The sequence below is a fragment of the Shinella sp. SUS2 genome, from assembly GCF_001262505.1.
Taxonomy (GTDB): Bacteria; Pseudomonadota; Alphaproteobacteria; order Rhizobiales; family Rhizobiaceae; genus Shinella.
Genome location: NZ_KQ410732.1, coordinates 86,859 through 108,768, shown reverse-complemented (window position 1 = coordinate 108,768; position 21,910 = coordinate 86,859). Strand labels below are relative to the sequence as shown.

Annotated in this window: 21 protein-coding genes; 9 read left to right on the top strand and 12 right to left on the bottom strand. The window is 65.2% G+C overall.

The features are described 5' to 3' along the window. Nucleotides 1–7: 7 nt before the first annotated feature. Nucleotides 8–1,285, bottom strand: coding sequence for a 4-aminobutyrate--2-oxoglutarate transaminase (locus AKG11_RS16700; protein ID WP_050744681.1), 1,278 nt, complete (start codon nt 1,283–1,285; stop codon nt 8–10). 249 nt (nt 1,286–1,534) lie between these two features. On the opposite strand from AKG11_RS16700, the gene AKG11_RS16695 reads away from it, so the two are divergent. Next, nucleotides 1,535–2,350: a MerR family transcriptional regulator gene (locus AKG11_RS16695; RefSeq protein ID WP_050744680.1), complete on the top strand. Its 816-nt coding sequence runs from the start codon at nt 1,535–1,537 to the stop codon at nt 2,348–2,350. Nucleotides 2,351–2,403: 53 nt separating this feature from the next. On the opposite strand, the gene AKG11_RS16690 is transcribed toward AKG11_RS16695, so the two are convergent. Then, entirely contained in the window at nt 2,404–2,586 is a 183-nt protein-coding gene (locus AKG11_RS16690; RefSeq protein ID WP_050744679.1) for a hypothetical protein, read from the bottom strand. On the opposite strand from AKG11_RS16690, the gene AKG11_RS16685 reads away from it, so the two are divergent. The 3 genes from AKG11_RS16685 (at nt 2,573) to AKG11_RS16675 (ending at nt 5,212) form a co-directional block, all read left to right on the top strand. Next, entirely contained in the window at nt 2,573–3,421 is an 849-nt protein-coding gene (locus tag AKG11_RS16685) for a MetQ/NlpA family ABC transporter substrate-binding protein (RefSeq protein WP_050744678.1), read from the top strand. The genes AKG11_RS16690 and AKG11_RS16685 overlap by 14 nt on opposite strands. A gap of 83 nt (nt 3,422–3,504) precedes the next feature. Beyond that, a complete protein-coding gene (locus tag AKG11_RS16680; protein WP_050744677.1) occupies nt 3,505–4,575 on the top strand; it encodes a methionine ABC transporter ATP-binding protein in 1,071 nt (356 codons plus the stop codon). Further along, complete coding sequence (locus AKG11_RS16675) at nt 4,556–5,212, top strand: methionine ABC transporter permease (protein WP_050744676.1); 657 nt, start codon at nt 4,556–4,558, stop codon at nt 5,210–5,212. The genes AKG11_RS16680 and AKG11_RS16675 overlap by 20 nt, the downstream gene beginning before the upstream one ends. Nucleotides 5,213–5,287: 75 nt before the next feature. On the opposite strand, the gene AKG11_RS16670 is transcribed toward AKG11_RS16675, so the two are convergent. The 3 genes from AKG11_RS16670 to tauA all read right to left on the bottom strand — a co-directional run bounded on the left by AKG11_RS16670 (nt 5,288) and on the right by tauA (nt 8,031). Continuing rightward, nucleotides 5,288–6,130 (bottom strand): ABC transporter permease subunit, encoded by an 843-nt coding sequence (locus AKG11_RS16670; RefSeq protein WP_082342463.1) that lies wholly within the window; start codon nt 6,128–6,130, stop codon nt 5,288–5,290. Nucleotides 6,131–6,144: 14 nt separating this feature from the next. Next, a complete protein-coding gene (locus tag AKG11_RS16665) occupies nt 6,145–6,933 on the bottom strand; it encodes a taurine ABC transporter ATP-binding protein (RefSeq protein WP_050744675.1) in 789 nt (262 codons plus the stop codon). Nucleotides 6,934–7,026: 93 nt separating this feature from the next. Beyond that, complete coding sequence (tauA, locus tag AKG11_RS16660) at nt 7,027–8,031, bottom strand: taurine ABC transporter substrate-binding protein (RefSeq protein WP_050744674.1); 1,005 nt, start codon at nt 8,029–8,031, stop codon at nt 7,027–7,029. A gap of 500 nt (nt 8,032–8,531) precedes the next feature. Between tauA and AKG11_RS16655 the strand changes: the two genes are divergently transcribed. Beyond that, nucleotides 8,532–8,996: an RrF2 family transcriptional regulator gene (locus AKG11_RS16655; protein WP_023516837.1), complete on the top strand. Its 465-nt coding sequence runs from the start codon at nt 8,532–8,534 to the stop codon at nt 8,994–8,996. 33 nt (nt 8,997–9,029) lie between these two features. On the opposite strand, the gene AKG11_RS16650 is transcribed toward AKG11_RS16655, so the two are convergent. From AKG11_RS16650 to AKG11_RS16635, 4 genes are all read right to left on the bottom strand, one after another. Further along, a complete protein-coding gene (locus tag AKG11_RS16650; RefSeq protein ID WP_050744673.1) occupies nt 9,030–10,112 on the bottom strand; it encodes an acyl-CoA dehydrogenase family protein in 1,083 nt (360 codons plus the stop codon). A gap of 211 nt (nt 10,113–10,323) precedes the next feature. Next, nucleotides 10,324–11,727: a dihydrolipoyl dehydrogenase gene (gene lpdA / locus AKG11_RS16645; RefSeq protein WP_050744672.1), complete on the bottom strand. Its 1,404-nt coding sequence runs from the start codon at nt 11,725–11,727 to the stop codon at nt 10,324–10,326. Continuing rightward, the gene (locus AKG11_RS16640) at nt 11,724–12,911 is read right to left on the bottom strand and encodes a dihydrolipoamide acetyltransferase family protein (protein ID WP_371260103.1); all 1,188 of its coding nucleotides are present in this window, start codon (nt 12,909–12,911) and stop codon (nt 11,724–11,726) included. The genes lpdA and AKG11_RS16640 overlap by 4 nt, the downstream gene beginning before the upstream one ends. 15 nt (nt 12,912–12,926) lie before the next feature. Further along, nucleotides 12,927–15,017 (bottom strand): transketolase C-terminal domain-containing protein, encoded by a 2,091-nt coding sequence (locus tag AKG11_RS16635; protein ID WP_050744670.1) that lies wholly within the window; start codon nt 15,015–15,017, stop codon nt 12,927–12,929. Between the two features lie 122 nt (nt 15,018–15,139). Between AKG11_RS16635 and AKG11_RS16630 the strand changes: the two genes are divergently transcribed. Both AKG11_RS16630 and AKG11_RS16625 read left to right on the top strand, forming a co-directional pair. Then, on the top strand, nt 15,140–15,607 hold the full coding sequence (locus AKG11_RS16630) for an Lrp/AsnC family transcriptional regulator (RefSeq protein ID WP_023516832.1): 468 nt from the start codon (nt 15,140–15,142) through the stop codon (nt 15,605–15,607). Then, nucleotides 15,604–16,095 carry a hypothetical protein gene (locus tag AKG11_RS16625; RefSeq protein ID WP_050744669.1) on the top strand — a complete coding sequence of 164 codons (492 nt, stop codon included), beginning with the start codon at nt 15,604–15,606 and terminating at the stop codon, nt 16,093–16,095. Before AKG11_RS16630 ends, AKG11_RS16625 begins: the two co-directional genes overlap by 4 nt. An 8-nt stretch (nt 16,096–16,103) precedes the next feature. Here AKG11_RS16625 and AKG11_RS16620 read toward each other — a convergent pair whose 3' ends face one another. Next, entirely contained in the window at nt 16,104–17,003 is a 900-nt protein-coding gene (locus AKG11_RS16620; RefSeq protein ID WP_050744668.1) for a DMT family transporter, read from the bottom strand. Nucleotides 17,004–17,170: 167 nt separating this feature from the next. On the opposite strand from AKG11_RS16620, the gene AKG11_RS16615 reads away from it, so the two are divergent. Together AKG11_RS16615 and AKG11_RS16610 are read left to right on the top strand one after the other, a co-directional pair. Beyond that, nucleotides 17,171–18,955, top strand: coding sequence for an IlvD/Edd family dehydratase (locus tag AKG11_RS16615; RefSeq protein WP_024271208.1), 1,785 nt, complete (start codon nt 17,171–17,173; stop codon nt 18,953–18,955). Between the two features lie 93 nt (nt 18,956–19,048). Continuing rightward, a complete protein-coding gene (locus AKG11_RS16610) occupies nt 19,049–19,282 on the top strand; it encodes a hypothetical protein (protein ID WP_050744667.1) in 234 nt (77 codons plus the stop codon). A 3-nt stretch (nt 19,283–19,285) separates the two neighbouring features. Here AKG11_RS16610 and AKG11_RS16605 read toward each other — a convergent pair whose 3' ends face one another. Both AKG11_RS16605 and AKG11_RS16600 read right to left on the bottom strand, forming a co-directional pair. Continuing rightward, nucleotides 19,286–20,179: a DMT family transporter gene (locus tag AKG11_RS16605; protein WP_371260114.1), complete on the bottom strand. Its 894-nt coding sequence runs from the start codon at nt 20,177–20,179 to the stop codon at nt 19,286–19,288. Between the two features lie 292 nt (nt 20,180–20,471). Beyond that, nucleotides 20,472–21,905 (bottom strand): aldehyde dehydrogenase family protein, encoded by a 1,434-nt coding sequence (locus AKG11_RS16600; protein ID WP_050744666.1) that lies wholly within the window; start codon nt 21,903–21,905, stop codon nt 20,472–20,474. Nucleotides 21,906–21,910 lie beyond the last annotated feature (5 nt).

The window sequence follows — 21,910 nt, the reverse complement described above, 5'->3', positions numbered from 1 at the left end:
GCGCCGATCAGGCGGCGCGGGCTTCGATCATCGCGCTTTCGAGAATGTCGAGCGCCTCGGCGAACACCTCGTCCTGGATAGTGATCGGCGCCAGGAAGCGGATGACGTTGCCGTGCACGCCGCAGGTCAGCAGGATCAGGCCCTTGTCGAGAGCCTTCAGACGCACCTTGTTGGCGAACTCGGCGCTCGGCAGCTTGGTCGAAACATCGTTGAACTCGACGGCGTTCATGAAGCCCGGGCCGCGGATGTCGACAATCTCGGGAATCTTGTCCTGCAGCGAGGCAAGGCGCTGTTTCAGGCGCGCGCCGAGATTTTCGGCGCGGTTGCAGAGGTCCTCGTCCTTGATGACGTCAAGAACGGCATGGGCCGCCGCAACGCCGATCGGGCTGCCGGCATAGGTGCCGCCAAGACCGCCCGGGCCGGGCGCGTCCATGATTTCCGCACGGCCGGTGACGGCCGCGATCGGGAAACCACCACCAAGGCCCTTGGCCATGGTCATCAGGTCGGCCGCGATGCCGTAGTGCTCCATGGCGAACATCTTGCCGGTGCGGGCGAAACCGGTCTGGACCTCATCGGCGATGAGCAGGATGCCGTGCTGGTCGCAGATCTCGCGCAGCGCCTTCATGAAGGAAACCGGGACCGGATAGAAACCGCCTTCGCCCTGAACCGGCTCGACAATGATCGCCGCGACCCGGTTCGGATCGACATCGGCTGCAAACAGCTTCTTCAGGACGGAAAGCGACTGCTCGACCGTCGTGCCGTGCATCTCGACCGGGAAGGGCGCATGGTAGACATCGGCCGGCATGGCGCCGAAGCCGACCTTGTAGGGAACCACCTTACCGGTCAGCGCCATGCCCATGAAGGTGCGGCCGTGGAAGCTACCCGTGAAGGCGATGACGGCCTGGCGACCGGTGGCGGCGCGGGCGATCTTCACGGCGTTCTCGACGGCTTCGGCGCCGGTCGTCACGAAGATCGTCTTCTTGGCGAAATTGCCGGGGGTGATGGCGTTCAGACGCTCGGCGAGCTCGACATAGTTCTCATAGGGCACGACCTGGTGGCAGGTGTGGGTAAAGCGGTCGAGCTGGTTCTTGACGGCCTCGATGACGCGCGGATGGCGGTGGCCCGTGTTGACGACGGCGATACCCGCGGCGAAATCGATATAGCGGTTGCCTTCCTTGTCCCAGATCTCCGCATTCTCCGCACGGTCGGCGTAGATCTGCGTGGTCATGCCGACGCCGCGCGAGATGGCGGCGTTCTTGCGGTCTGTGAGGGGCGTTGCGGTCATGGCGCTATCCTGAATCTGGAGGCTTCTGATAATGGAACGTTCGCGCGGCTCCCAACGCAAAGCCGCTTCGCGCTTTTTGCCGGAACCGCATTAACTTGCATTTTTTCTGCAAGTCTCAAGTGGAATTCCTACATTTTTTCTGCAAGAATGCAACGGGCATTTTACGGCCGCAATGCGACGGTTTTTCGAACCGGTCCGCGCCGCCGGAGTGCTATAAAAGAACACTATACAGAATCAGGGATTGGCGCGATGGGTTCGCAAGAACCGGTGCACTACAAGGTGGCGGAGGCCGCGCGGCTCGCTGGCGTTTCAGCCTCCACGCTCAGGCTTTGGGAAACGCAGGGGCTGGTCGTGCCCGACCGCTCCGAAACGGGTCACCGCCAATACAGCGCTGAGGACGTCGCACGGCTGAAGCGCATCGCCTGGTACAGGACCGAGCGCGGCCTCAACCCAGCGGCCATCCGCGAGGCGCTCGAAGCGGAAGAGCCAGCCAATGACAGTCCCGCCTCCGACGGCGACGCTCACCAGGGCGTCGGGCGCAAGCTGCGGAGCCTGCGCCACGCCGCCGGCAAGACGCTCGACCAGGTCGCCGGCGACATCGGCGTCGCGACCTCCGTGCTCTCCACCTTCGAGCGCACCTCGCAGGGCGTGACGTTCCGCGTGCTGCACGACCTTGCCGACTACTATGGCACAACCGTCTCGAAACTCTCCGGCGAGGAGGAGCTGGAAAACCGCTCGGTCGTCCGGGCAGGGGAGTGGAAGTTTTGGCCCGAGACCTCCCCCGGCGTCACCATCCAGGTTCTGGCCGACGGGCGCAACATGATGGATTGCCACCGTTTCGTGCTCGCCCCCGGCGCTTCCTCGGACGGTGCCTACAAGCATGAGGGCGAGGAATTCGTGCATGTCCTCTCCGGTCGCATCGAAATGGTGCTCGACGGCCACGAGTTCCACGACCTCGGCCCCGGCGACAGCCTCTATTTCGAAAGCTGCCGGCGCCATGCCTGGCGCAACCGTCACGACGGCGAGACCGTGCTGATCTGGATCAACACGCCGCCGACCTTCTGAGCCGGCGCCCGGACGGACGGTGCCCGCTGCGGCACCCGACATAGTTTACAATTTCAGTAGAAAATATTTTCCGCTGCACCGCGATATCCGGGAGTGAAAATTTCCGTTTCCGCCTGCTCAATAAACCGCCATTCGTTGTCCATAAAAGCAGCATTTGCGATTTTGAGGGCAGAAACAACGATGTTTCGCAGTCGATCCTCCCAATCGCGAAAGCAGGCCAGCATGTCGAAAATCAACAAGAAACTCCGCGCAAGCACTCTCTTCACCCGCCGCGCCGCACTCGCGGCCCTCGCGGTGGCAGCCGCCGCCCTCTCCACCTTCTCGCTTCCCGCACCCGGCTTTGCCGAAGACAAGAAGGATCTCAAGGTCGGCATCATCTCGGGCGAGGACGAAGACGTCTGGCGCGTCGTCATCGCGGAAGCCGCCAAGAAGGGCCTCACCATCGAGGCGGTCGTCTTCAACGACTACACCCAGCCGAACGAAGCGCTTGCCCGCGGCGAAATCGACGCGAACGCCTTCCAGCATCTTCCCTATCTGGAAAACCAGGTCCAGCAGCACGGCTACAAAATCGTCCCGGTCGGCTACACGGCCGTTTGGCCGATCGGCCTCTACTCCAAGAAGCACGCCAAGGTGGCCGAACTTCCTGATGGCGCCGTCGTCGGCGTGCCGAACGACCCGTCCAACGAGGGCCGGGCGCTGCGCGTGCTCCAGAACGAAGGCCTGATCAAGCTGAAGGACGGCACCGGCATCCTCGCCACGATCGCCGACATCGCCGAGAACCCGAAGAACTTCGAGATCAAGGAACTCGATGCCGGAATCGTCGGCCGCTCGGTCGATGACCTCGATGCCGCGATCGTCAACACCGACTGGGCACTGAAGAGCGGGCTCACCCCGGAAAACCGCATCGCGCAGGAACCCGTCGACGAAAACCCGTACCGCAACTTCATCGCCGTACGCGAAGAATCGAAGGATGAGGCCTGGGTCAAGCCGCTGGTCGAAGCCTACCAGAACGATGCCGTGAAGGCTGAATTCGACCGCGTCTACAAGGGCACGGGCATCAGCGCCTACTAAGGCCGCCAACCAACCAGCAAGACAGCCCGCGATGCGCCTTCGGCCGCCGCGGGCTGTCTTGTCGTTTCCGGAAGGGAACCGAAATGAACACCCATGTGACAAGACAGGCGGCCGAAGCCGTCGCGCGGCAGGACGATGTCGTGCGTCTCGCCGACGTCCGGCGCCGCTTCGGCGCAACCGCCGCGCTCGACGGCGTTTCGCTTACGGTGCGCCGCGGCGAAATCCTCGGCATCATCGGCCGCAGCGGCGCCGGCAAGTCGACGCTCATCCGCTGCCTCAACGGCCTCGAACGGCCGGACAGCGGCAGCATTGCCATCGAAGGTCGCGAGATCACCGGCCTTGGCGAGGCGGATCTGCAACCGCTGCGCCGCCGCATCGGCATGATCTTCCAGCACTTCAACCTGCTCTCGGCCAAGACCGTCGAGGAAAATATCGCCCTACCGTTGAAGATCGAGGGCTGGCCGAAGGCCAAACGTCTGGCACGCGCGGCCGAGCTTATCGAACTCGTCGGCCTCTCGGGCAAGGCGAAGGCCTATCCGTCGGAACTTTCCGGTGGCCAGAAGCAGCGCGTCGGCATTGCAAGGGCACTCGCCGCAAGCCCGGCGCTGCTGCTTTCCGACGAGGCGACCTCCGCGCTCGATCCGGAAACGACCCGGGCGATCCTTACGCTGCTGAAGGATATCAACCGCAAGCTCGGCCTCACCATCCTGCTCATCACCCACGAAATGGAAGTGGTGCGCTCCATCGCGGACCGCGTAACGGTGCTCGACGCCGGCCGCATCGTGGAGGAAGGTCCGGTCTGGCAGGTCTTCGCGACGCCTCAGGCACAGACGACGAAGAGCCTTCTCAGCGGCATCCGCCCGCAGCTGCCGGCCCATATCGCCGAGACGCTGGTCGCGGATGTGGTTGGCGAGGCCATCCTCGGTGTCGATATCGCCGGCCCTGCCGCAACAGGCCCCTTCCTTCAGCAGCTTTCCGCCGCGTTTCCGGACGGCTACCGGCTGATCCACGGCGGCATCGACCATATCCAGGAACAGGCGGTCGGCCGCTTCTTCATCGCCGTGCCGGCCGAGGCCACTGCACGTTTCACAACCCTTGCAGAGCGCTCCGGCGCACAGGTGGAGGTCCTCGGCCATGTCGCCGGTCATGCTTGAACTGCTCGTCCGTTCGCTGTGGGAAACCGTCGTCATGACGGCGGCCTCCGGCGTCATCTCGCTCGTCTTCGGCCTGCCGCTCGGCCTTGCGCTGGTCGCAACCGCGCGCGGCGGCATTGCGGAAAACCTCTGGATCAGCCGCGTGCTCGGCGCCGTCATCAACGGTTTCCGCTCCGTGCCCTTCATCATCCTGCTGGTCGCCCTCATTCCGGTCACGCGCCTCATCGTCGGCACGTCGATCGGCACCTGGGCGGCCATCGTGCCGCTCGCCATCGCCGCGACACCCTATTATGCGCGCATCGCCGAGGTGTCGCTGCGTGAAGTCGATCGCGGCCTGATCGAGGCGGTGCGGGCGATGGGCGGCAACCGCTGGACCATCGTGCGGGAAGTGCTGATCCCCGAGGCGTTGCCCGGCATCGTGGCCGGCTTCACCGTCACGCTCGTCACGCTGATCGGCGCCTCTGCCATGGCCGGCGCCATCGGCGCGGGCGGCCTCGGCGACCTCGCCATCCGCTACGGCTACCAGCGCTTCGAGACATCGGTGATGGTGGCGGTTGTCGCCGTGCTGATCGTGCTCGTCTGCGGTATCCAGTGGCTGGGCGATCGCCTGACCGCCCGCCTCGACCACCGCGGGTGAGATCCAGCACACCGGAAAACGGCCGCCTCTTCTGACCAAGAGGCGGCCGTTTCCTTTCAGGCCCCCCGATAAACCTCAGCGATGCGCTGCCCAGGGCACCAGGCGCCGCTCGATCTGCCGGGCGATGTATTCCAGGAGGATGGCGATCAGCGCGATGACGATGATGCCGGCAATGACGATGTCGGTGACGAGGAACTGAGCCGCCGACTGGATCATGAAACCGATGCCGCTCGTCGCAGCCACCAGCTCGGCCGCCACCAGCGTCGTCCAGCCGGCGCCGAGCGCAATGCGCACGCCGGTCAGGATCGACGGCACGGCACTCGGCAGCACCACCTCGCGCAGCACCTGCGCCCGGCTCGCCCCGAGCGAGCGAGCCGCATTGACGTGATCCTTCGAAACCCCGCGCACGCCGGCGGAGGTCGACAGGATGATCGACGGCAGCATGGAAAGTGCGATGACCGTGATCTTCGAGGCCTCGCCGATGCCGACCCAGATGATGATCAGCGGCAGATAGGCAAGCGGCGGCAGCGGCCGCAGGAATTCGACGATAGGGTCGAGAACGCCGCGGCCAAGGCGGCTCGTGCCGATCGCGATGCCGGCAGGAATGCCGATGAGGATGGAGGCGATCAACGCGCCGAAGATGCGGGTGAGGCTGGCGCCGACATGTTCTGCCAGCGTCGCGTCGACGAACCCCGTGACGACGAGATTGTAGAGCGCGAGCACGACCTGCCGCGGGGAGGGCAGGAAGACCGGCGAGACGAGCGCGTAGACGGAGGCCAGCCCCCAGGCCGCGATGATCACGCCGATCGTGACGGCCGAGATGATGGCCACCGGTAGCGACCGCCCCCTCGGCAGGCGTTTCACCGGCTGCGTTTCCGTCACCTGCGGCAGGGCATCGATGTCAGTCGAAAGTGTCATGCGGCAATCTCCTCTTACGCGGAGGCGTGGATGAGGCCGGTCAGGCCGGCATGCATGCGCTTGAAGATCGGCGAGGCCTTCACCGCAGCGACCGATGCGCCATTCAGCACCTCCGCATTGAAGCCCGCCTCGATCTCCGCCGTCAGGCGACCCGGATTGGGTGACAGGACGACGATGCGCGTGCCGAGCAGCAGCGCCTCCTCGATGCTGTGCGTGATGAGCAGGGCGCCCGCTCCGCTTTCCGCCTTGATGCGCAGTAGGAATTCCTGCATGCGCGTGCGTGTCAGGGCGTCGAGCGCGCCGAGCGGTTCGTCGAGCAGCAGGAACCGCGGCTCGGCGGCGAGTGCTCGGGCAATACCGACCCGTTGGCGCATGCCGCCGGAGAGCTCCCAGATCCGCCGGTTACCGGCATCGGCAAGGCCGACACGGGCGAGAAGCTGTTCCGCCCGCGCACGGCGCTCGGCAAGCGGCACGCCTTTCAGCTTGAAGGGAAGGGCGATGTTGTCTCGCGCGTCCAGCCAGGGATAGAGCGCATCGTCCTGGAAAACGACCGCCCGGTCGGCGCCCGGCCCGTCGATGGGTACGCCATCCACGGTGACGGTGCCGGCGGTGGGATCGAGGAAACCGGCGGCGAGATTGAGCAGGCTCGTCTTGCCGGAGCCTGATCGCCCGATGATGGCGACCAGCTCGTCCGATGCGACCTGCAGATTGATGCCGTCGAGGACCAGTTTTTCCTCTGCGCCGGTGCGCCCCGCCCTCGGCGGATAGCGCAGCGAAACGTTGCGGAATGTCAGGGTGCTCATGAAACCTCCGGAAGCGTGGGCGATCGATCGGAAGAAGGCCCGGCAGCGCTATAACGCTGCCAGGCCCTTCCGCCGCGGGATTGTCTCACCGGGTCAGTAGGCGAGCTTCGTCGCATCCGTCACCCAGCGGGTGGAGACATAAGGCGCGTAATCGGAGAGCGCCGCGGGGATCTTGCCCTGTTCCAGCAGGAAGGCCGATGTGTCGGCCACCGCCTTCACCGTGCCGCCGCCGAGCAACGCCTCGCCGGCCTGCTCTTCCAGCGTCGGGAAGATGTAGCCCTTCAGGAGTGCCGGCACTTCGTCCTGCTTGGCGCCTGTCAGGCGTGCAATCTTCTCGGCTTCCGGCGAGGTAGCGTTCCAGGATTCTGGATTGGCGCGGTAGGCCGCCGTCGCATCGCCCGTCACCTTCACGAAGGCCGTCACGACATCCGGATGCTCCTCGGCAAATTTCTTGCTGACGATCCAGGCATCGAAGGTCGGACCGCCCCACTCGGCGACATCCGCCGAGGTGGCGAGAACCTTGCCGCTCTTCTTCAGCTGGGCGAGCACCGGATCCCAAACATAGGCGCCGTCGATATCGCCGCGTTCCCAGGCGGCCGCAATCTCCGGCGGACGCAGATTGAGGATCTCCACCGACTTCGGATCGACCTTCCAGTGCTTCAGCGCCGTCAGCAGGCTGTAATGCGCGGTGGAGACGAAGGGCGTCGCGATCTTCTTGCCTGCAAGATCCTCCGGCTTCTCGATGGCTTTCACGGCAAGCGCCTCGGCCTCGCTGATGAGGCCGACGACGAAGATCGTCTCGATCGGCAATTCACGGCTGGACGCGGCGGCCAGCGGCGAGGAGCCGACATAGCCGATATCCAGCGAACCCGAAGCGATGGCGGCGATCACGTCGGCGCCGCCATCGAATTTCTGCCAGTTGATTTTGGCGCCGGTCACCTTCTCATAGGTACCGTCGGCCTGCGGCACGCGAGAAGGTTCTACGATCGGCTGGTAACCGATATTGAGTGTCACCTCTTCGGCAAAGGCAGTGCCGAACGAAGCGGTGAGGGCAAGGGCGGCCGTCGCGGCAAGCAGGGTCCTGCGGGTCGTGGTCATGGGTCTCTCCTCAAAAAGCCGTCGCCCGGGTTCAGTCGCGGGCCGGTCATTCAAGGCTATATATTCAATAAATTTAGTAGAGAAATATTTGCCTCAATTTAGCGGCATCCTCGCGATTGGTTTTGCGTTTTCCGACGGTGCCGTTGAAACGAGTCGCGTGCACCGGAAAACCGCCATGCAAGGCCTCGTGCAAGGAGGAGTTCGCGGAAAGGATCGGCGAGAGTGGAAAATGATGCCAAATGGGCACGCCAGGGCGGAAAATCCGCATAAGCACTTGGCAAAAATGCCAATTTCCTTGCAGGATCACTGAAAAATAAATTATATTGTTTTTATATGTTTTTCGCACTCCGGTGCCAAGAATGAGCCAGAATCACCCGTCATGGGTGAGCCGATCGATCTTCCCGAGGACGACGGACGGAAACCGAGCCGGACGCGATGCGCGTGTCCGCGCTGCCGGGCATATCCGGTGATGCACATATGCTGATGGAAAGCAGGCCGACATGCTGACGAAAAAGGGAAAATACGGACTGAAGGCCCTGGTGGATCTGGCGCGGCTGGCACCCGGCGAAACCGCTTTCGTCAGCGAGATCGCGCTCCGCAACAACATTCCGAAGAAATTCCTCGACACGATCCTGCTGGAACTGCGCAATGCCGGCATGTTGCGCTCCAAGAAGGGGCCGGGCGGCGGCTATTCGCTCTCCCACGCTGCATCGGAGATCCGCATCGGCCATGCCATCCGCGTGCTCGACGGCCCGCTGGCGCCGATCCGCTGCGCCAGCCGCACGGCCTATGAGGCCTGTGAGGATTGCGCCAACCCTGAAGCCTGTCAGGTCCGCCGCGCCATGACCGATGTGCGCGACGCCATTGCCTCCATCCTCGACACGATGACGCTCGAACAGTTCGTTGCCGTACCCGGTGCCAGCGCAATGATCGACGAGGAAGCGCTGGAAAAGCGCGTCGGATAACCCGGAGCGCCGCACAGCGCTCCGCGTAGAACCCTAACCTTCCTGTTCCGGCGGGTGTGGATGCCCCTGGCGCCGTAGCCGGCCGCTTTCCTGCAGGACAGTGGCAAGGAACGGGGAGACGGCCACTGGTGATGGGCTGCGGTCTATCGCCTTGCGCGCGTGGTTTGCGGCCTCATGCGCCACCGCAAGGGCAGCCGTGGAGGCGAGGAAGGCGTTCGTCCGGTGCTGGTCCGCAAGGCCGATCTGGGCCGCATCGATAGTGCGGCCGGCTTCCGCCATCATAGCCTGCGCGGCGGCGAGGCGGGCAGACAGCAGACCCGTCTCGAGAAGATCGCCGTGATCGGCGCGCAGTAGGCGCTCGAATGCGCGCTGGCCCGCACCCAGCTGCCGGGCGGCCTCCAGAAGCAGTTCCAGCGATTGGGGCACCGCTGTTTCGGCCGGTGGATGCAGCACCGCGTCGGCATCGACGGCGACATCCTTGAAGAGAACATGTTCCGCCGACGGCGCGGACCTGCCCACCGGTTCGCAGCTGTTGGCGACGTAGTGCAACCCCTCGATGCGGGTCGCCAGCAGGACGCCCATCGTCCGCCCGCTCTCGCTGCGCCCCGGCACGATCAGCCAGTCTGCATGGCGGGTACAGGGGGTACAGAGCGCTTCGCCGCTCAGGCGCCAGGCAAGGCCGCTTGCGGCCAATGGCAGGGCGTCGGTATCCTGTCCGTTGCGCCTCGCTGCCGCCCGGCAGAGCCGGGCACCGGCGAGGGTGGCGGAAAACACCACGGAACGATGGCCGTCCGTACCATAGCTGCGCAGATGCTCCAGCGCCACGAAATGAGCGGCCAGGATATCGGCAAGTGTTGTCGACTGTGCAGCCGCCATGGCACAGACATCCGCCAACACGGTGTTGGAAACGTCGATCCCGCCGTGCTCGGTGGGCACCGAAATGCCGAACAGGCCGGAACGGGAGAGAAGATCGAGGCGGGCCTGCGCGGTCTGGGCCGCGTCCCCGTCGGCGAAGATGCCGGCAATCGTGCCCGCAACGGTCAACGCCTCGTCTTCACCACCGATGATGGCAGCGGTTCGCGACGGACGGTCGAACGCTGATGAGATCATACCCATGTCGTCTGCTCCTCGCGGATTGGCGTTTCAGGGCGCACAGGCTTAATCGGTCAAAAAGATCACATTCTATAGAGATTGTATATATTGAATTTTACACGGCGACCCCGCCGACGGAGCGCACGGTATCACGCGGAACAGCAATCATCGCCAGAAAATTTCAGCCCCTGCCACGGCAACCGGTCAAGCGTTGACGGCGCCGGTATCGTCGCGCTCAGCTATGAATAGCCGCCCCGAAAAAACCGAGGGCCGCTTCCTTGGTCGCTTCGTTGTGCGTCGGGTGGGCATGGCAGGTATAGGCAATATCCTCCGCCGTCGCCCCGAACTCCATCGCTTGCGCGACCTCCGCGATCATCGTACCGGCGACAGTGCCGACCATATGCGCACCAAGCACGACGCCGCTCGCCTCGTCCGCCAGAAGCTTGACGAAACCCTCCGTGCTGCCGTTCGCCTTTGCCCGGCTGTTGGCCAGCATCGGGAAGGTCGAGGCGCGGTAGGCGATCCCCTCCGCCCTCAGGCTCTCTTCGGTCCGGCCAACGGCGGCGACCTCCGGATCGGTGTAGACGATTGCCGGGACGATGGCGGAATTGTTCGTACCGGGCCGACCGGCAAGCCGCTCGGCCATGGCGATTCCCTCGTCTTCGGCGCGGTGCGCGAGCATCGGCCCGCGCGTCACGTCGCCGATCGCATGAATGCCGTCCACCACCGTCCGACCGCGCGCGTCGACCGGAATGAAACCGCCCATATCCGGGGTGATGCCGGCCGTTTCCAGCCCGAGACCGCCCGTATTCGGCCGCCGCCCTGTGGCGACCAGCACGACGTCGGCGGCGAGTTCCGAGACTTCGCCCTCCGCTCCCCTCAGTTTGAGGATGGCACCGTCCTTGCGGATTTCAGCACCGGAAACGCCGGTAGAAGCGAGGATCTCCATGCCCTGCCGCACCAGGAGTTTCGTCATCGTCGCGCGGATATCGGCGTCCATGCCAGGCAGGATGCTGTCCGCCAGCTCGACGACCGTTACGGCAGCACCAAGGCGCCGCCAGACCGAGCCCAGTTCAAGGCCGATCGCTCCGCCGCCGATGACGGCGAGCCGGCCGGGTATGCGGGGGAGGGACAGCGCACCAGTCGAATCGACCACAATCCCGGCGTCGTTGTCCACCTGCAGACCGTCCAGCCCCGTCGGCAGCGAGCCCGTAGCAATGACGATCGCCTTTGCGGTGACGCTCTTGCCGCCGATATCGACACGGCCTGATCCAGCGAGCCGCGCCCGCCCCGACAGGCGGTCAACGCCGCTCTTGCGGAACAGGAAATCGATGCCGCCCGCCAGCGAGGCCACGGTCGCCTCCTTGCGCGCCATCAACCGGGCGAGATCAACGGAGACCGGCCCCGTGTCGATGCCGAAACCGGCCATATGGCCGTCACGGGCAAGCTCCAGCAGATGCGTCGCATGCAGCAATGTCTTGGAGGGGATGCAGCCGATATTGAGACAGGTACCGCCGAGCGTCGGCCGCGCCTCGACACAGGCTGTCTTCAGCCCGAGCTGCGCAGCGCGGATCGCACAGGCATAGCCCCCGGGACCGCCGCCGATCACCAGCACGTCATAGTCGCCGGAAGCGCTCATTGCGGCCAGCCTTCCAGCGTCTCGACGAAGCGGGCGAGCCATGTGTTGGTCTGGTGACCGTCGAGCGCGCGATGGTCGATGGTCAGCGAAACATAGGCCATCGGCCGGATCTGGATCGTATCGACACCCTCGACCTCCCGCACCACCACGCGCTTTTCCAGCTTGCCGGCGCCGAGGATCGCCGTTTGCGGCTGGTTGATGATGATGGGCGTGGCAAGAAGCGACCCGGAAACGCCGTGGTTCGAGATGGTGAAGGTGCCACCGCGCATGTCGGCGGGCGCCAGCGCCTTCGTCCGGGCACGGGTCGTAAGATCCTGCAGGCGCGCGGCGATACCGGAGAGCGAGAGGTCCTGCGCTGCACGGATGACGGGCACCACCAGTCCTTCATTGCCGAGCGCCGTGCCGATGCCGACATTGACGTCGTCGAACACCTCCAGCCGGTCGTCGAACCAGCGGCTGTTGACCTCGGGCACCGCCTTCATCGCCGCCACGCAGGCCGAAACGATGTAGGCCGTGTAGGAGAGCGACACGCCCGACGCGGCAAAGGCCTGCTTGCTCTTCTCGCGGTGCCGCATGACGGCGCTGAAATCCGCCTCGAACACCGCCGTGACATGCGGCGCCGTGGAGACGGACATCTGCATGTGTTCCGCGATCGCAAGCCGCATTGGCGAGTGCCGGATCGCCCGCGAGCGCCCTCCGAGAGGCGGTATCTCCGGTACAGTCTCCTGGACAGGCGCCGGTGATGACTGCACAGCGCGCGCCGCCTCGTGCGCGGCATCCATATCGGCCCGCGTCACCCGTCCGCCCTTGCCGGAGCCATCTACCGTCGCGGGGTCGATGCCGTATTCCTCCGCTGCACGCCGTACGGCCGGAGAATAGTGTTCCGCAGCGGCCGGCACCCGCCTGAGCTCCGGCTTGGTGGCCATGGCAACGGGCTCGGCGGTAGCAGCCTCTTCCTGCCGGATGCGGCCAAGCACGGCGCCGGGCTCGGCTTTTTCGCCGCCCTGCATCAGGATCTCACTCAGGATGCCGGCGACGGGGGCGGGAATTTCCTGTGTCACCTTGTCGGTTTCAAGTTCCACGAGGGGATCGTCGGGCGCTACTCTATCTCCCACCGCCTTCAGCCAGTTGCGCACGACCGCCTTGGTGCCTTCCTGCTCCACGGGCGCGAGAACGTCGATCATCAGCCCCGCCATCCGTCAGAACTCCATCAATGCATCGATCTTGGCGCGGATCCGCCCCGCCGAAGGCACCGCCCAGTCGAGCAGGACCGGATTGTGCGGGCTCGGTATGTCCGGCATCGTCAGGCGCGAGACGGGGGCATCGAGATCCATGAAGGCCTCGTCGGCGACGACGGCGGCGATCTCCGCACCGAAGCCGGCGGTGCCGAGATCCTCGTGCACGACAAGGCAGCGGCGCGTGCGCCGGACCGAATCCAGCACCGCCTCCCTGTCCCAGGGCATCAGCGTGCGCAGGTCGATGACATCGGCGGAAACGCCCTCCGCCGCTTCCTCGCAACGATGCACCATGGCGCCCCAGGTGACGAGCGTGATCGCCTCGCCGCGGCGCGTGAAACTCGCCTTGCCGAAGGGCAGGGCGAAATCGTCACCGGGATAGGGGCGCCGCGCCCAGGCATGGTCCAGCATGGCGCGGTGCTCGAAGAAGATGACCGGATCATTGCCGCGAAGGCCGGTGCGCAGCAACCCGACCGCGTCGGCGGCATTGGAGGGGACCGCCACCTTCCAGCCGGGCTGGTGCACGAAGGCCACCTCGTTGGTCTGGCTGTGCCAGGGGTCGCCGCATTTGAAGTAGCCGCCCGGCATGCGCAGCACCATGGGCGCGGCAAAACGGTTGTTGGTGCGCCAGCGGATCGTGCCGCAGTCGTTGATCTGCTCGGTGGCAGGTTCGGCATACTTGCGGAACTGGATTTCCGGCACCGGCATCAGCCCCGCCAGCGCCATGCCGACCGCCCGGCCGACAATGCCTTCCTCCGAAAGCGACGTGTCGAACACCCGTTCGCGGCCGAATTTTTCCTGGAGACCGAGCGTGACGGCATGCACGCCGCCCTTCGGGCCGATGTCCTCGCCAAACAGCACCACACGTTCGTTGATCGAAAGCTCGTGCTCGAGCGTGCGGCGGATGGCTGTGACCATGTTGATGCGCTGGCCTTCCGACACGGCGACCGCGGCGGTTTGCGGCGGCACATGGCCGTGGCGGATCTGCCCGCCCATCACCTGCACCTCGCCCTCGAAGAAAACATGGCGCGTCACCGTCTCCGGAACGGCGACCGGACGCGCTTCTGCGGCGATGCGCGCGGTTTCCGCCGCCGCCCTTGCGCCCGTATCCGCCGCCTCCCACTCCGCCGCGCTGAGCACGGCCGGCACGATGTAGTCCTTCAGGCGCGGTAGCGGATCCCGCGCCCATTCGCTGCGGACCACCGCTTCGCTCTTGTAGGCCTGCGTGTCCTGAAAACTGTGGCCCTGCAGGCGCGGCACGGTGAGGCGCAGCAGCGCGGGGCCGCGCGCCTCACGCACATGCTCCACCGCCGCGCAGGTCAGCCGGGCGACGGCGGCCGGATCGGTACCGTCGCCCTCGAAGATCGTCAGGTTCTGCCAACCGGAAAGGTTCGCCGCGATGTTGCCGCCGGGCGTCTGGATCGTCGACGGAACGGAAATGCCGTAGCCGTTGTCCTCGATGTAGAACAGCATCGGCAGGGTTTGCGTGGTGGCGATGGCCAGCGCCGACCAGAAGCCGTTCGAGGCGACCGAACCGTCACCGCCGAGCACGACGGCGATGCTCCGTGCGTAATCTGCCTTGCCGAGCGTTTCGGCGTAGTATTTCACCGCCTGCGCCCACCCGGCCGTCGGCGTGTATTGCGCGCCGACACCGCCGCACATCGGCAGGGCGGAGGCACCGTCAAGATTGGGATAATTGAAGACGACACCGATATCGCGCCCGTCCGAGTAACCACCGGCCCGGCCCATGGCGGAACCGAGCGCATCCGCGGGGTCGATGCCGAGCGAAAGCAGCAGCGGGCGGGACCGGTAGTAGCCGCAGGTCGCGTCATGCCGGTCGGTGAGGAGACAGCCGAGCATGATCTGCGCCATATCGTGGCCACGGGCGGAAAACTGGTAGAGCACCTTCTTTTCGGGAACGAGGCGGGTTTCCTCCATGTCGTCGAGCGCCCGCGACAGATGCACCAGATAGGCGATGCGCTTCCAATCGACGGTATCGTCGGGCGCGTTGCGGGCGGCAGACCCGACGACGGATTTGAGTGCGACCTGCGCCATGGTTTCCTCCCGCAGATATCAAGTCCTGGAGAGTGTAGGCCCCTCCCGCCGAAAAAGCGTTTCAAACAGGCTGGGTTTTGCGGTAAGAATGAAACAGAACCATCACATTCGTGGGATTTTCGATGAATTCCATTCAACTTGATGCCGTCGACAAGAAAATCCTCAAGGTCCTGCAGCGGCGGGGGGATATCAGCCATGCGGCGCTTGCCGAAGAGGTCGGCGCTTCCAGCGCCTCCTGCTGGCGGCGCATCAAGGCGCTGGAGGAGGCCGGCGTGCTCGGCCCGACCGTGCGGCTGCTCGATCCCGACAGCATCGGCCGCGGGCTCAACGTCTTCTGCCAGGTGCGCATGAAGTCGCACGATCCGGGCGCCCGGCGCGATTTCGAGCGCTTCGTGCAGACCCACGAGGAGGTGCTGGAATGTTACTCCATGTCCGGCGAGTGGGACTACCTGATCCGCGTCGTGGTAAAGGACGTCCGGGACTACGAACAACTGCTGATGCAGGCGATCCTGACCCATGAAGCCGTCGCCAACTCTTCCTCACATTTCGCGCTGAAGAGCGTGAAATACACCACGGAACTGCCCCTGTGATCCGCCGCGCGCCGCTTCTCCTGATCGCCACCCTTTTCGCACGCAGCGCCTTCGCCTCGCCGCTTGATCTTCTCGTGCCGGACATTTTGAAGGCGGACCAGGCGCCGCCCGAGCTTTCCGTCACCATCATCGGATACCAATATGGCTGGCGCTATGCCTATCCGAACACGGAAACGGACGGGGCCGGCGAATGCCGCGTCGAAGGCGCGCTCATGCTGCCGCGCGGCAAACGCGTGCATCTCTCCATCACCGCCGACGATATCATCCATGAATGGCGCGTGCCGGCGCTCGATCTCAAGGCGGATGCCATTCCCGGACTGCTCAATCTCGTGGCCTTCAGTCCCGCGGCGATGGGCACCTTCAAGGGTGGCGCCACCAGCCTCTCCGGCGACGGCTACGAGAAGATGGCTTTCGATCTCACGGTCATCGAACCGGACGCTTACGCCACCTGGGCGAAAGGCATCTCGCAATCCTGCACGGCGCCCTGAAGCGCGCGTCAGGCACGGCGCTTGAGCTGCTGCTCGCGGAAGAAGATGAAGAGGCCGGAGGCGACGATGAAGCCGGCACCGATCAGCATGGCCGAGCGCGGCGCATCGCCGAAGAACATCCAGCCGAAAACCACGGCCCAGAGCAGCAGCGAATATTGCAGCGGCACGACGGTCGCCGCATCAGCCAGCTTCAGCGAGCGATTCACCAGCATATGCGCGCCCATCGCCACAACGCCGAGCAGGCTCAGAAGGCCGAAGTCGATGCTGCTGACCGGTGCCCAGCCGGCCGGATCGGCAATGCACCAGACACCGGCGAAGATGGCCGCACCTGCCACCTGCCAGAACACCAGCGTCGTATCGGGTGTCGTGCGCAGCGTTCGGCTGAGCACCATGGCGAAGCTGAAGGCGAGGCTGCCGGCAAGCGCGATCAGCGCCGGCAGGGTGAACGTCTCTTTCGACGGTTCCAGCGCGATCACCACGCCGATGAAGCCAACGATGATCGCCGTCCAGCGCCGCCAGCCGACCTTCTCGCCGAGCAGCAGCGGCGACATGGCGGCAACGTAGATCGGCGCGGCCAGCCAATAGGTCATGGCATCGGCAAGCGGCATGTAGGCGACGGCGAAGTAGAAAGCGGAGGCCTCGAAGGCAAACAGCGCTGCGCGCACGAGATGCAGCTTCGGCCGCTCGACATCCACGAGCCTGCGCCAGCCGACCTTCCAGAAGAACGGTGCGAGAACCACCATCGCGGCGATGCTGCGGATCAGCATGAGCTGACCGACGGAATAGGTCGCGACGAGCCATTTGCCGAGCACGTCGTTCAGCGAGAACATCACCATGCCGAGCAGCATCAGGAGCACGCCGAGGCGAGCGGTGCCCGTGGCGGGGGAGGAGGCGGTGATGTCTGTCATGGCGGAAACTCGGAAGCTTGGATGAAAGGGCTGTGACACATTCCGCCCGGCCGATCCAGTCAGCAATTTTGATAGCTGCATAAAGCGGCGCACCGGGCCCCGCCCGGTTGATTGCGCACGGCGGCAATGGAAGAGTGCAATCCGGGATTTTTGACGAGGTTCATTTCATGACGGACGAAAAGACGGGCAAGCGGCGGCTGCGCTCCGAGGACTGGTTCGACAACCGCGAGCACGTCGACATGGCGGCGCTTTATCTCGAGCGCTTCATGAACTACGGCATCACCCCGGAAGAACTGCGCTCAGGCAAGCCGGTCATCGGCATCGCCCAGAGCGGCAGCGATCTGACCCCCTGCAACCGCCACCATGTCGATCTCGCCAAGCGCGTTCGCGACGGTATCCGCGATGCTGGCGGCATTCCGATCGAGTTCCCGACCCATCCGATCTTCGAGAACTGCAAGCGGCCGACGGCCGCGCTCGACCGCAACCTTGCCTATCTCGGCCTTGTCGAGATCCTCTACGGTTACCCGCTCGACGGCGTCGTCCTGACGACAGGCTGCGACAAGACCACACCGTCGGCGCTGATGGCTGCCTCGACGGTCGATATTCCCGCGATCGTGCTTTCTGGCGGACCGATGCTCGACGGCTGGCACGAAGGTGGCCTCGCAGGTTCCGGCACGGTGATCTGGCGCTCGCGCCGCAAGCTCGCCGCCGGAGAAATCGATGAAGAAGAATTTCTCCAGGCCGCGATGGGCTCGGCGCCCTCCATCGGCCATTGCAACACGATGGGTACCGCCTCGACGATGAACGCACTCGCCGAGGCGCTTGGCATGTCGCTGACCGGCTGCGCGGCCATCCCGGCGGCCTATCGCGAACGCGGGCAGATGGCCTATCGCACCGGCCGGCGTGCGGTGGAACTGGTGCTGGAAGACATCCGTCCCTCATCGATCCTGACGCGAAAGTCCTTCCTCAACGCGATCCGCGTCAACTCGGCCATCGGCGGCTCGACCAATGCCCAGCCGCATCTGATGGCCATGGCGAAACATGCCGGCGTGGAGATGACGCCTGAGGACTGGCAGGAGCACGGCTACGACATCCCGCTGCTCGCTGACGTGCAGCCCGCCGGCCGCTTCCTCGGCGAGCGCTTCCATCGGGCCGGCGGCGTGCCGGCGATCATGCACGAGCTGCTTGCCGCCGGAAAGCTCGCCGGCGACTGTCCGACCGTGACGGGGCGCAGCATGGCGGAAAACCTGGAAGGGCGCGCCGCCAGTGACCGCGAGGTCATCCGCCCCTATGACGAGCCGCTGAAGGAACGCGCCGGGTTCCTCGTCCTGAAGGGCAACCTCTTCGATTTCGCCATCATGAAGACCTCGGTCATCTCGCAGGAGTTTCGCGCGCGCTACCTCAGCGAGCCCGGTCGCGAGGGCGTCTTCGAGGGAAAGGCGGTCGTCTTCGACGGCTCGGAAGACTATCACAGGCGCATCAACGACCCCGCGCTCGGCATCGACGAGCGCACCATCCTCGTCATCCGCGGCGCGGGGCCGCTCGGCTGGCCGGGTTCGGCCGAGGTCGTCAACATGCAGCCGCCGGACCATCTGCTCAAGCGCGGCATCACCAGCCTGCCGACGATCGGCGATGGGCGCCAGTCCGGCACGGCCGACAGCCCGTCGATCCTCAACGCCTCGCCGGAAAGTGCCGCCGGCGGCGGTCTCGCCTTCCTGCGCACCGGCGATGTCATCCGCATCGACCTGACCGAGGGGCGGTGCGACATGCTGGTGGAGGCGGTGGAAATCGAGCGCCGCAAGGTGGACGGCATTCCGCCGGTACCGGCCGATGCGACGCCCTGGCAGCGGATCTACCGCAAGACCGTTACCCAGCTTTCGGACGGCGCGGTGATCGACGGGGCGGCCGATTTCCGCGCGATCGCGGAAACGCCGCCGCGGCACAATCATTAGCCTGCCGGAATATTCGGTGCAGCCTGGCCGTTTCTCCGGAGGCGGCCTTGCCGGGCTTTCGCCTTGCAACGTGCATGCCGCGGGAGAGGTAGCATGAAGAACGGCAAGATAATGGGCTGGATCATGATCGTCGCCGGTGCCTGGTGGCTCATCTCCGGCATCGCGATGAACGACATGGGCGGCATTGCGGGCCTCGGCTACAATCCGGATGCGCCGATGAGCTTCGCGCTCGCCCCGGGCCGCTTCCTGCTCGGCATCATCATCAACGGACTGATCGTCTACGCGGGCATCAGAACCGTCCTGCAGGCCAAACAGACCGATGGCTGAACCTCATCCGCGGCGAGCGACGAGAATGCCGATCAACACGATCGCCCCGCCGACCGCCTGCATCGCACCGACTGGTTCGGCCAGAATGGCCCAGGCGAGGACGGCGGCGACGACCGGTTGCAGAAGCAGCGTCAGCGAGGAGAAGGCCGTCGGCAGGTAGGCAAGCGCATAGGTGACAAGGCCCTGCCCGGCGACATGGCTGATCAAGGCAAGGCCGATGAGCATCGTCCAGCCGAACAACGTCGCGGGCACCATGCCCCCCTCGAAGAAGAGGGCCACCGGCAAGATACAGACCGCCGCCGAGAAGGTCGTCCAGACCATGATGCGCAGCGTCGAAAACCGCGAACGGATATGGCCGAGCGACAGCATGTAACCGGCGTAGAAGAACGCGGCAACGACGGCCGTCGCATCGCCGGCAAGCTGACCGCCGCCAAGCGCCGACGGCCCGCCCTTCAGCACGAGCACGCCGATGAGCGTCAGCCCGAGGCCCGCCAGGAAGACCGGCGTGACCCGCGTGCGGAAGAGCAGCCAGGAGCCGAGCGTCACGAAGACCGGCGCAAGATTGCCGAGCAGCGTTGCATTGGCGACGGAGGTCATGTGCAGCGACAAGTGCCAGGCGGCAAGATCGGCGGCAAGGAATGCACCCGGCAGCAGCAGGAAGAGATAGTCTCTGAGCCCTGTCGGCCGCTCGTCACCCTGCTTTGCCACCTGCGAGATGAGCACGAACGGCAGAAAGGCCAGCGCGACACGCCAGAAGGCCGTGACCATCGGCCCGACCTCGGAAAGGCGCACGAAGATCGGCGACCCGCCTATCGCCACGCCGCCGACGAGCAGGGCGATCAAAGCAAGGCGGCTGTGCTTGGAGGAGGCAATCGGAGACAAGGCGGCAGTCCGGATATCGTGAATGCCGCGAGCTATCAGACCGCAACCGATTGGGCCAGACGGGACAGGCGAAATTGGAGGAAAACTTTGCGTCGCCCCCGGCCGCATGTGAAGGGCGCCCTTGCACGCGCCGCTTTCCCGACTGCCGACGAACGTCCGCACGATTTTTCCACCGTGATCGGGGCGGACCCCACCACCGGGCTCGGAGCCGCCGATGGAACCTCGGGTCAAGCACGAGGACGACAACAGCGCCAGTCAAGGCCGTCTATAAAGGAAAGCGGCGCCCCACAGGGGCGCCGCCGCTGTCTCAGGCCGCGTCCGGCCGGTGCACGGTCTTCACCTCGAGGAAATCCTCCAGGCCGAAAAGGCCGCCCTCGCGGCCGTTGCCCGACTGCTTGTAGCCGCCGAATGGGCTGCCGTAGCGGTGTGGGCCGCCATTGATGTGCACCATGCCGGCGCGAAGGCGGGCGGCGACGCGCTCGGCCCGATCGGGATTGCCGGTCTGAAGATAGGCGGCAAGTCCATAGGCGGTGTCGTTGGCGATCGCGATCGCTTCCTCCTCCGTGTCGAAGGGTATGATCGAGAGAACGGGGCCGAACACCTCTTCACGGGCAATGCGCATCTCGTTGTTGACGTCGGCGAAGATCGTCGGCTTGACGAAATAGCCGGTCTCGAAACCCTCGGGCTTACCCGGGCCACCGACCAGCACGCGCGCGCCCTCGGCAACACCCGCCTCGATCAGCGCCTGCACGCGACCGAACTGGACGTGCGAGACAAGCGGGCCGATATGCTCACCTTCCTGTTCCGGATTGCCGACGGTCGCCTGCTTGCCGGTGCGTTCGGCTATCTCGACCACCTTGTCATAGACCGAACGCTCGACCAGCATGCGGGTCGGGGCATCGCAGGACTGGCCGGAATTGTTGAAGCACTCGCGCACGCTGCCGGCAACGCGGTCTTCGAGGTCCGCATCGGCAAAGACGAGGTTCGGCGACTTGCCGCCGAGTTCCAGCGTCACGCGCTTGACGGTCTCGGCCGCATCCTTGCTGACCGCAATGCCGGCGCGGGTGGAGCCGGTGAAGGACATCATGTCGACGTCCTTGTGCTTGGAGAGCGCCGCGCCGCATTCGAGGCCATCGCCGTTGACGAGGTTGAACGTGCCGGCCGGGAAGCCCGCCTCATGCACCATCTCCGCATAGAGCAGCGCGTTGAGCGGCGTGAATTCGGATGGCTTCAACACGCAGGTCGAGCCCGTCGCCAGTGCCGGAACGACCTTCAGCGCGATCTGGTTGATCGGCCAGTTCCAGGGCGTGATGAGGCCGCAGACGCCGATCGGCTCGCGGCGCACCACGTCGCCGTTCGCCAGCACCTCGCGGCTCTTCAGCCGCTTCAGCCCGTCGATGAAACCCTGCAGGTGGCCGACGCCGACATCCGCCTGCTGCTCGGTGCTCATGGTGATCGGCGCGCCGAGTTCGAGCGTGATGGTGCGGGCCATCTCCTCGTAGCGGCGCTTGTAGATCGAGAGCAGCTTTTCGAGCAGCGCGAGGCGTTCCTCCACGCTGGTCTGGCTGTAGGTCGCAAAAGCCTTCTTGGCCGCGGCGACGGCGCGGTCGATATCGGCGGCGGTGCCCATGGAGATGACCGCGATCGGCTTTTCCGTCGCCGGGTTGATGACCTCGAGGTCGTTGGGCTTCAGCGGGTACACCCACTGGCCGTCGATGTAGAATTTGCGCTTGTCGAGCATGCTTT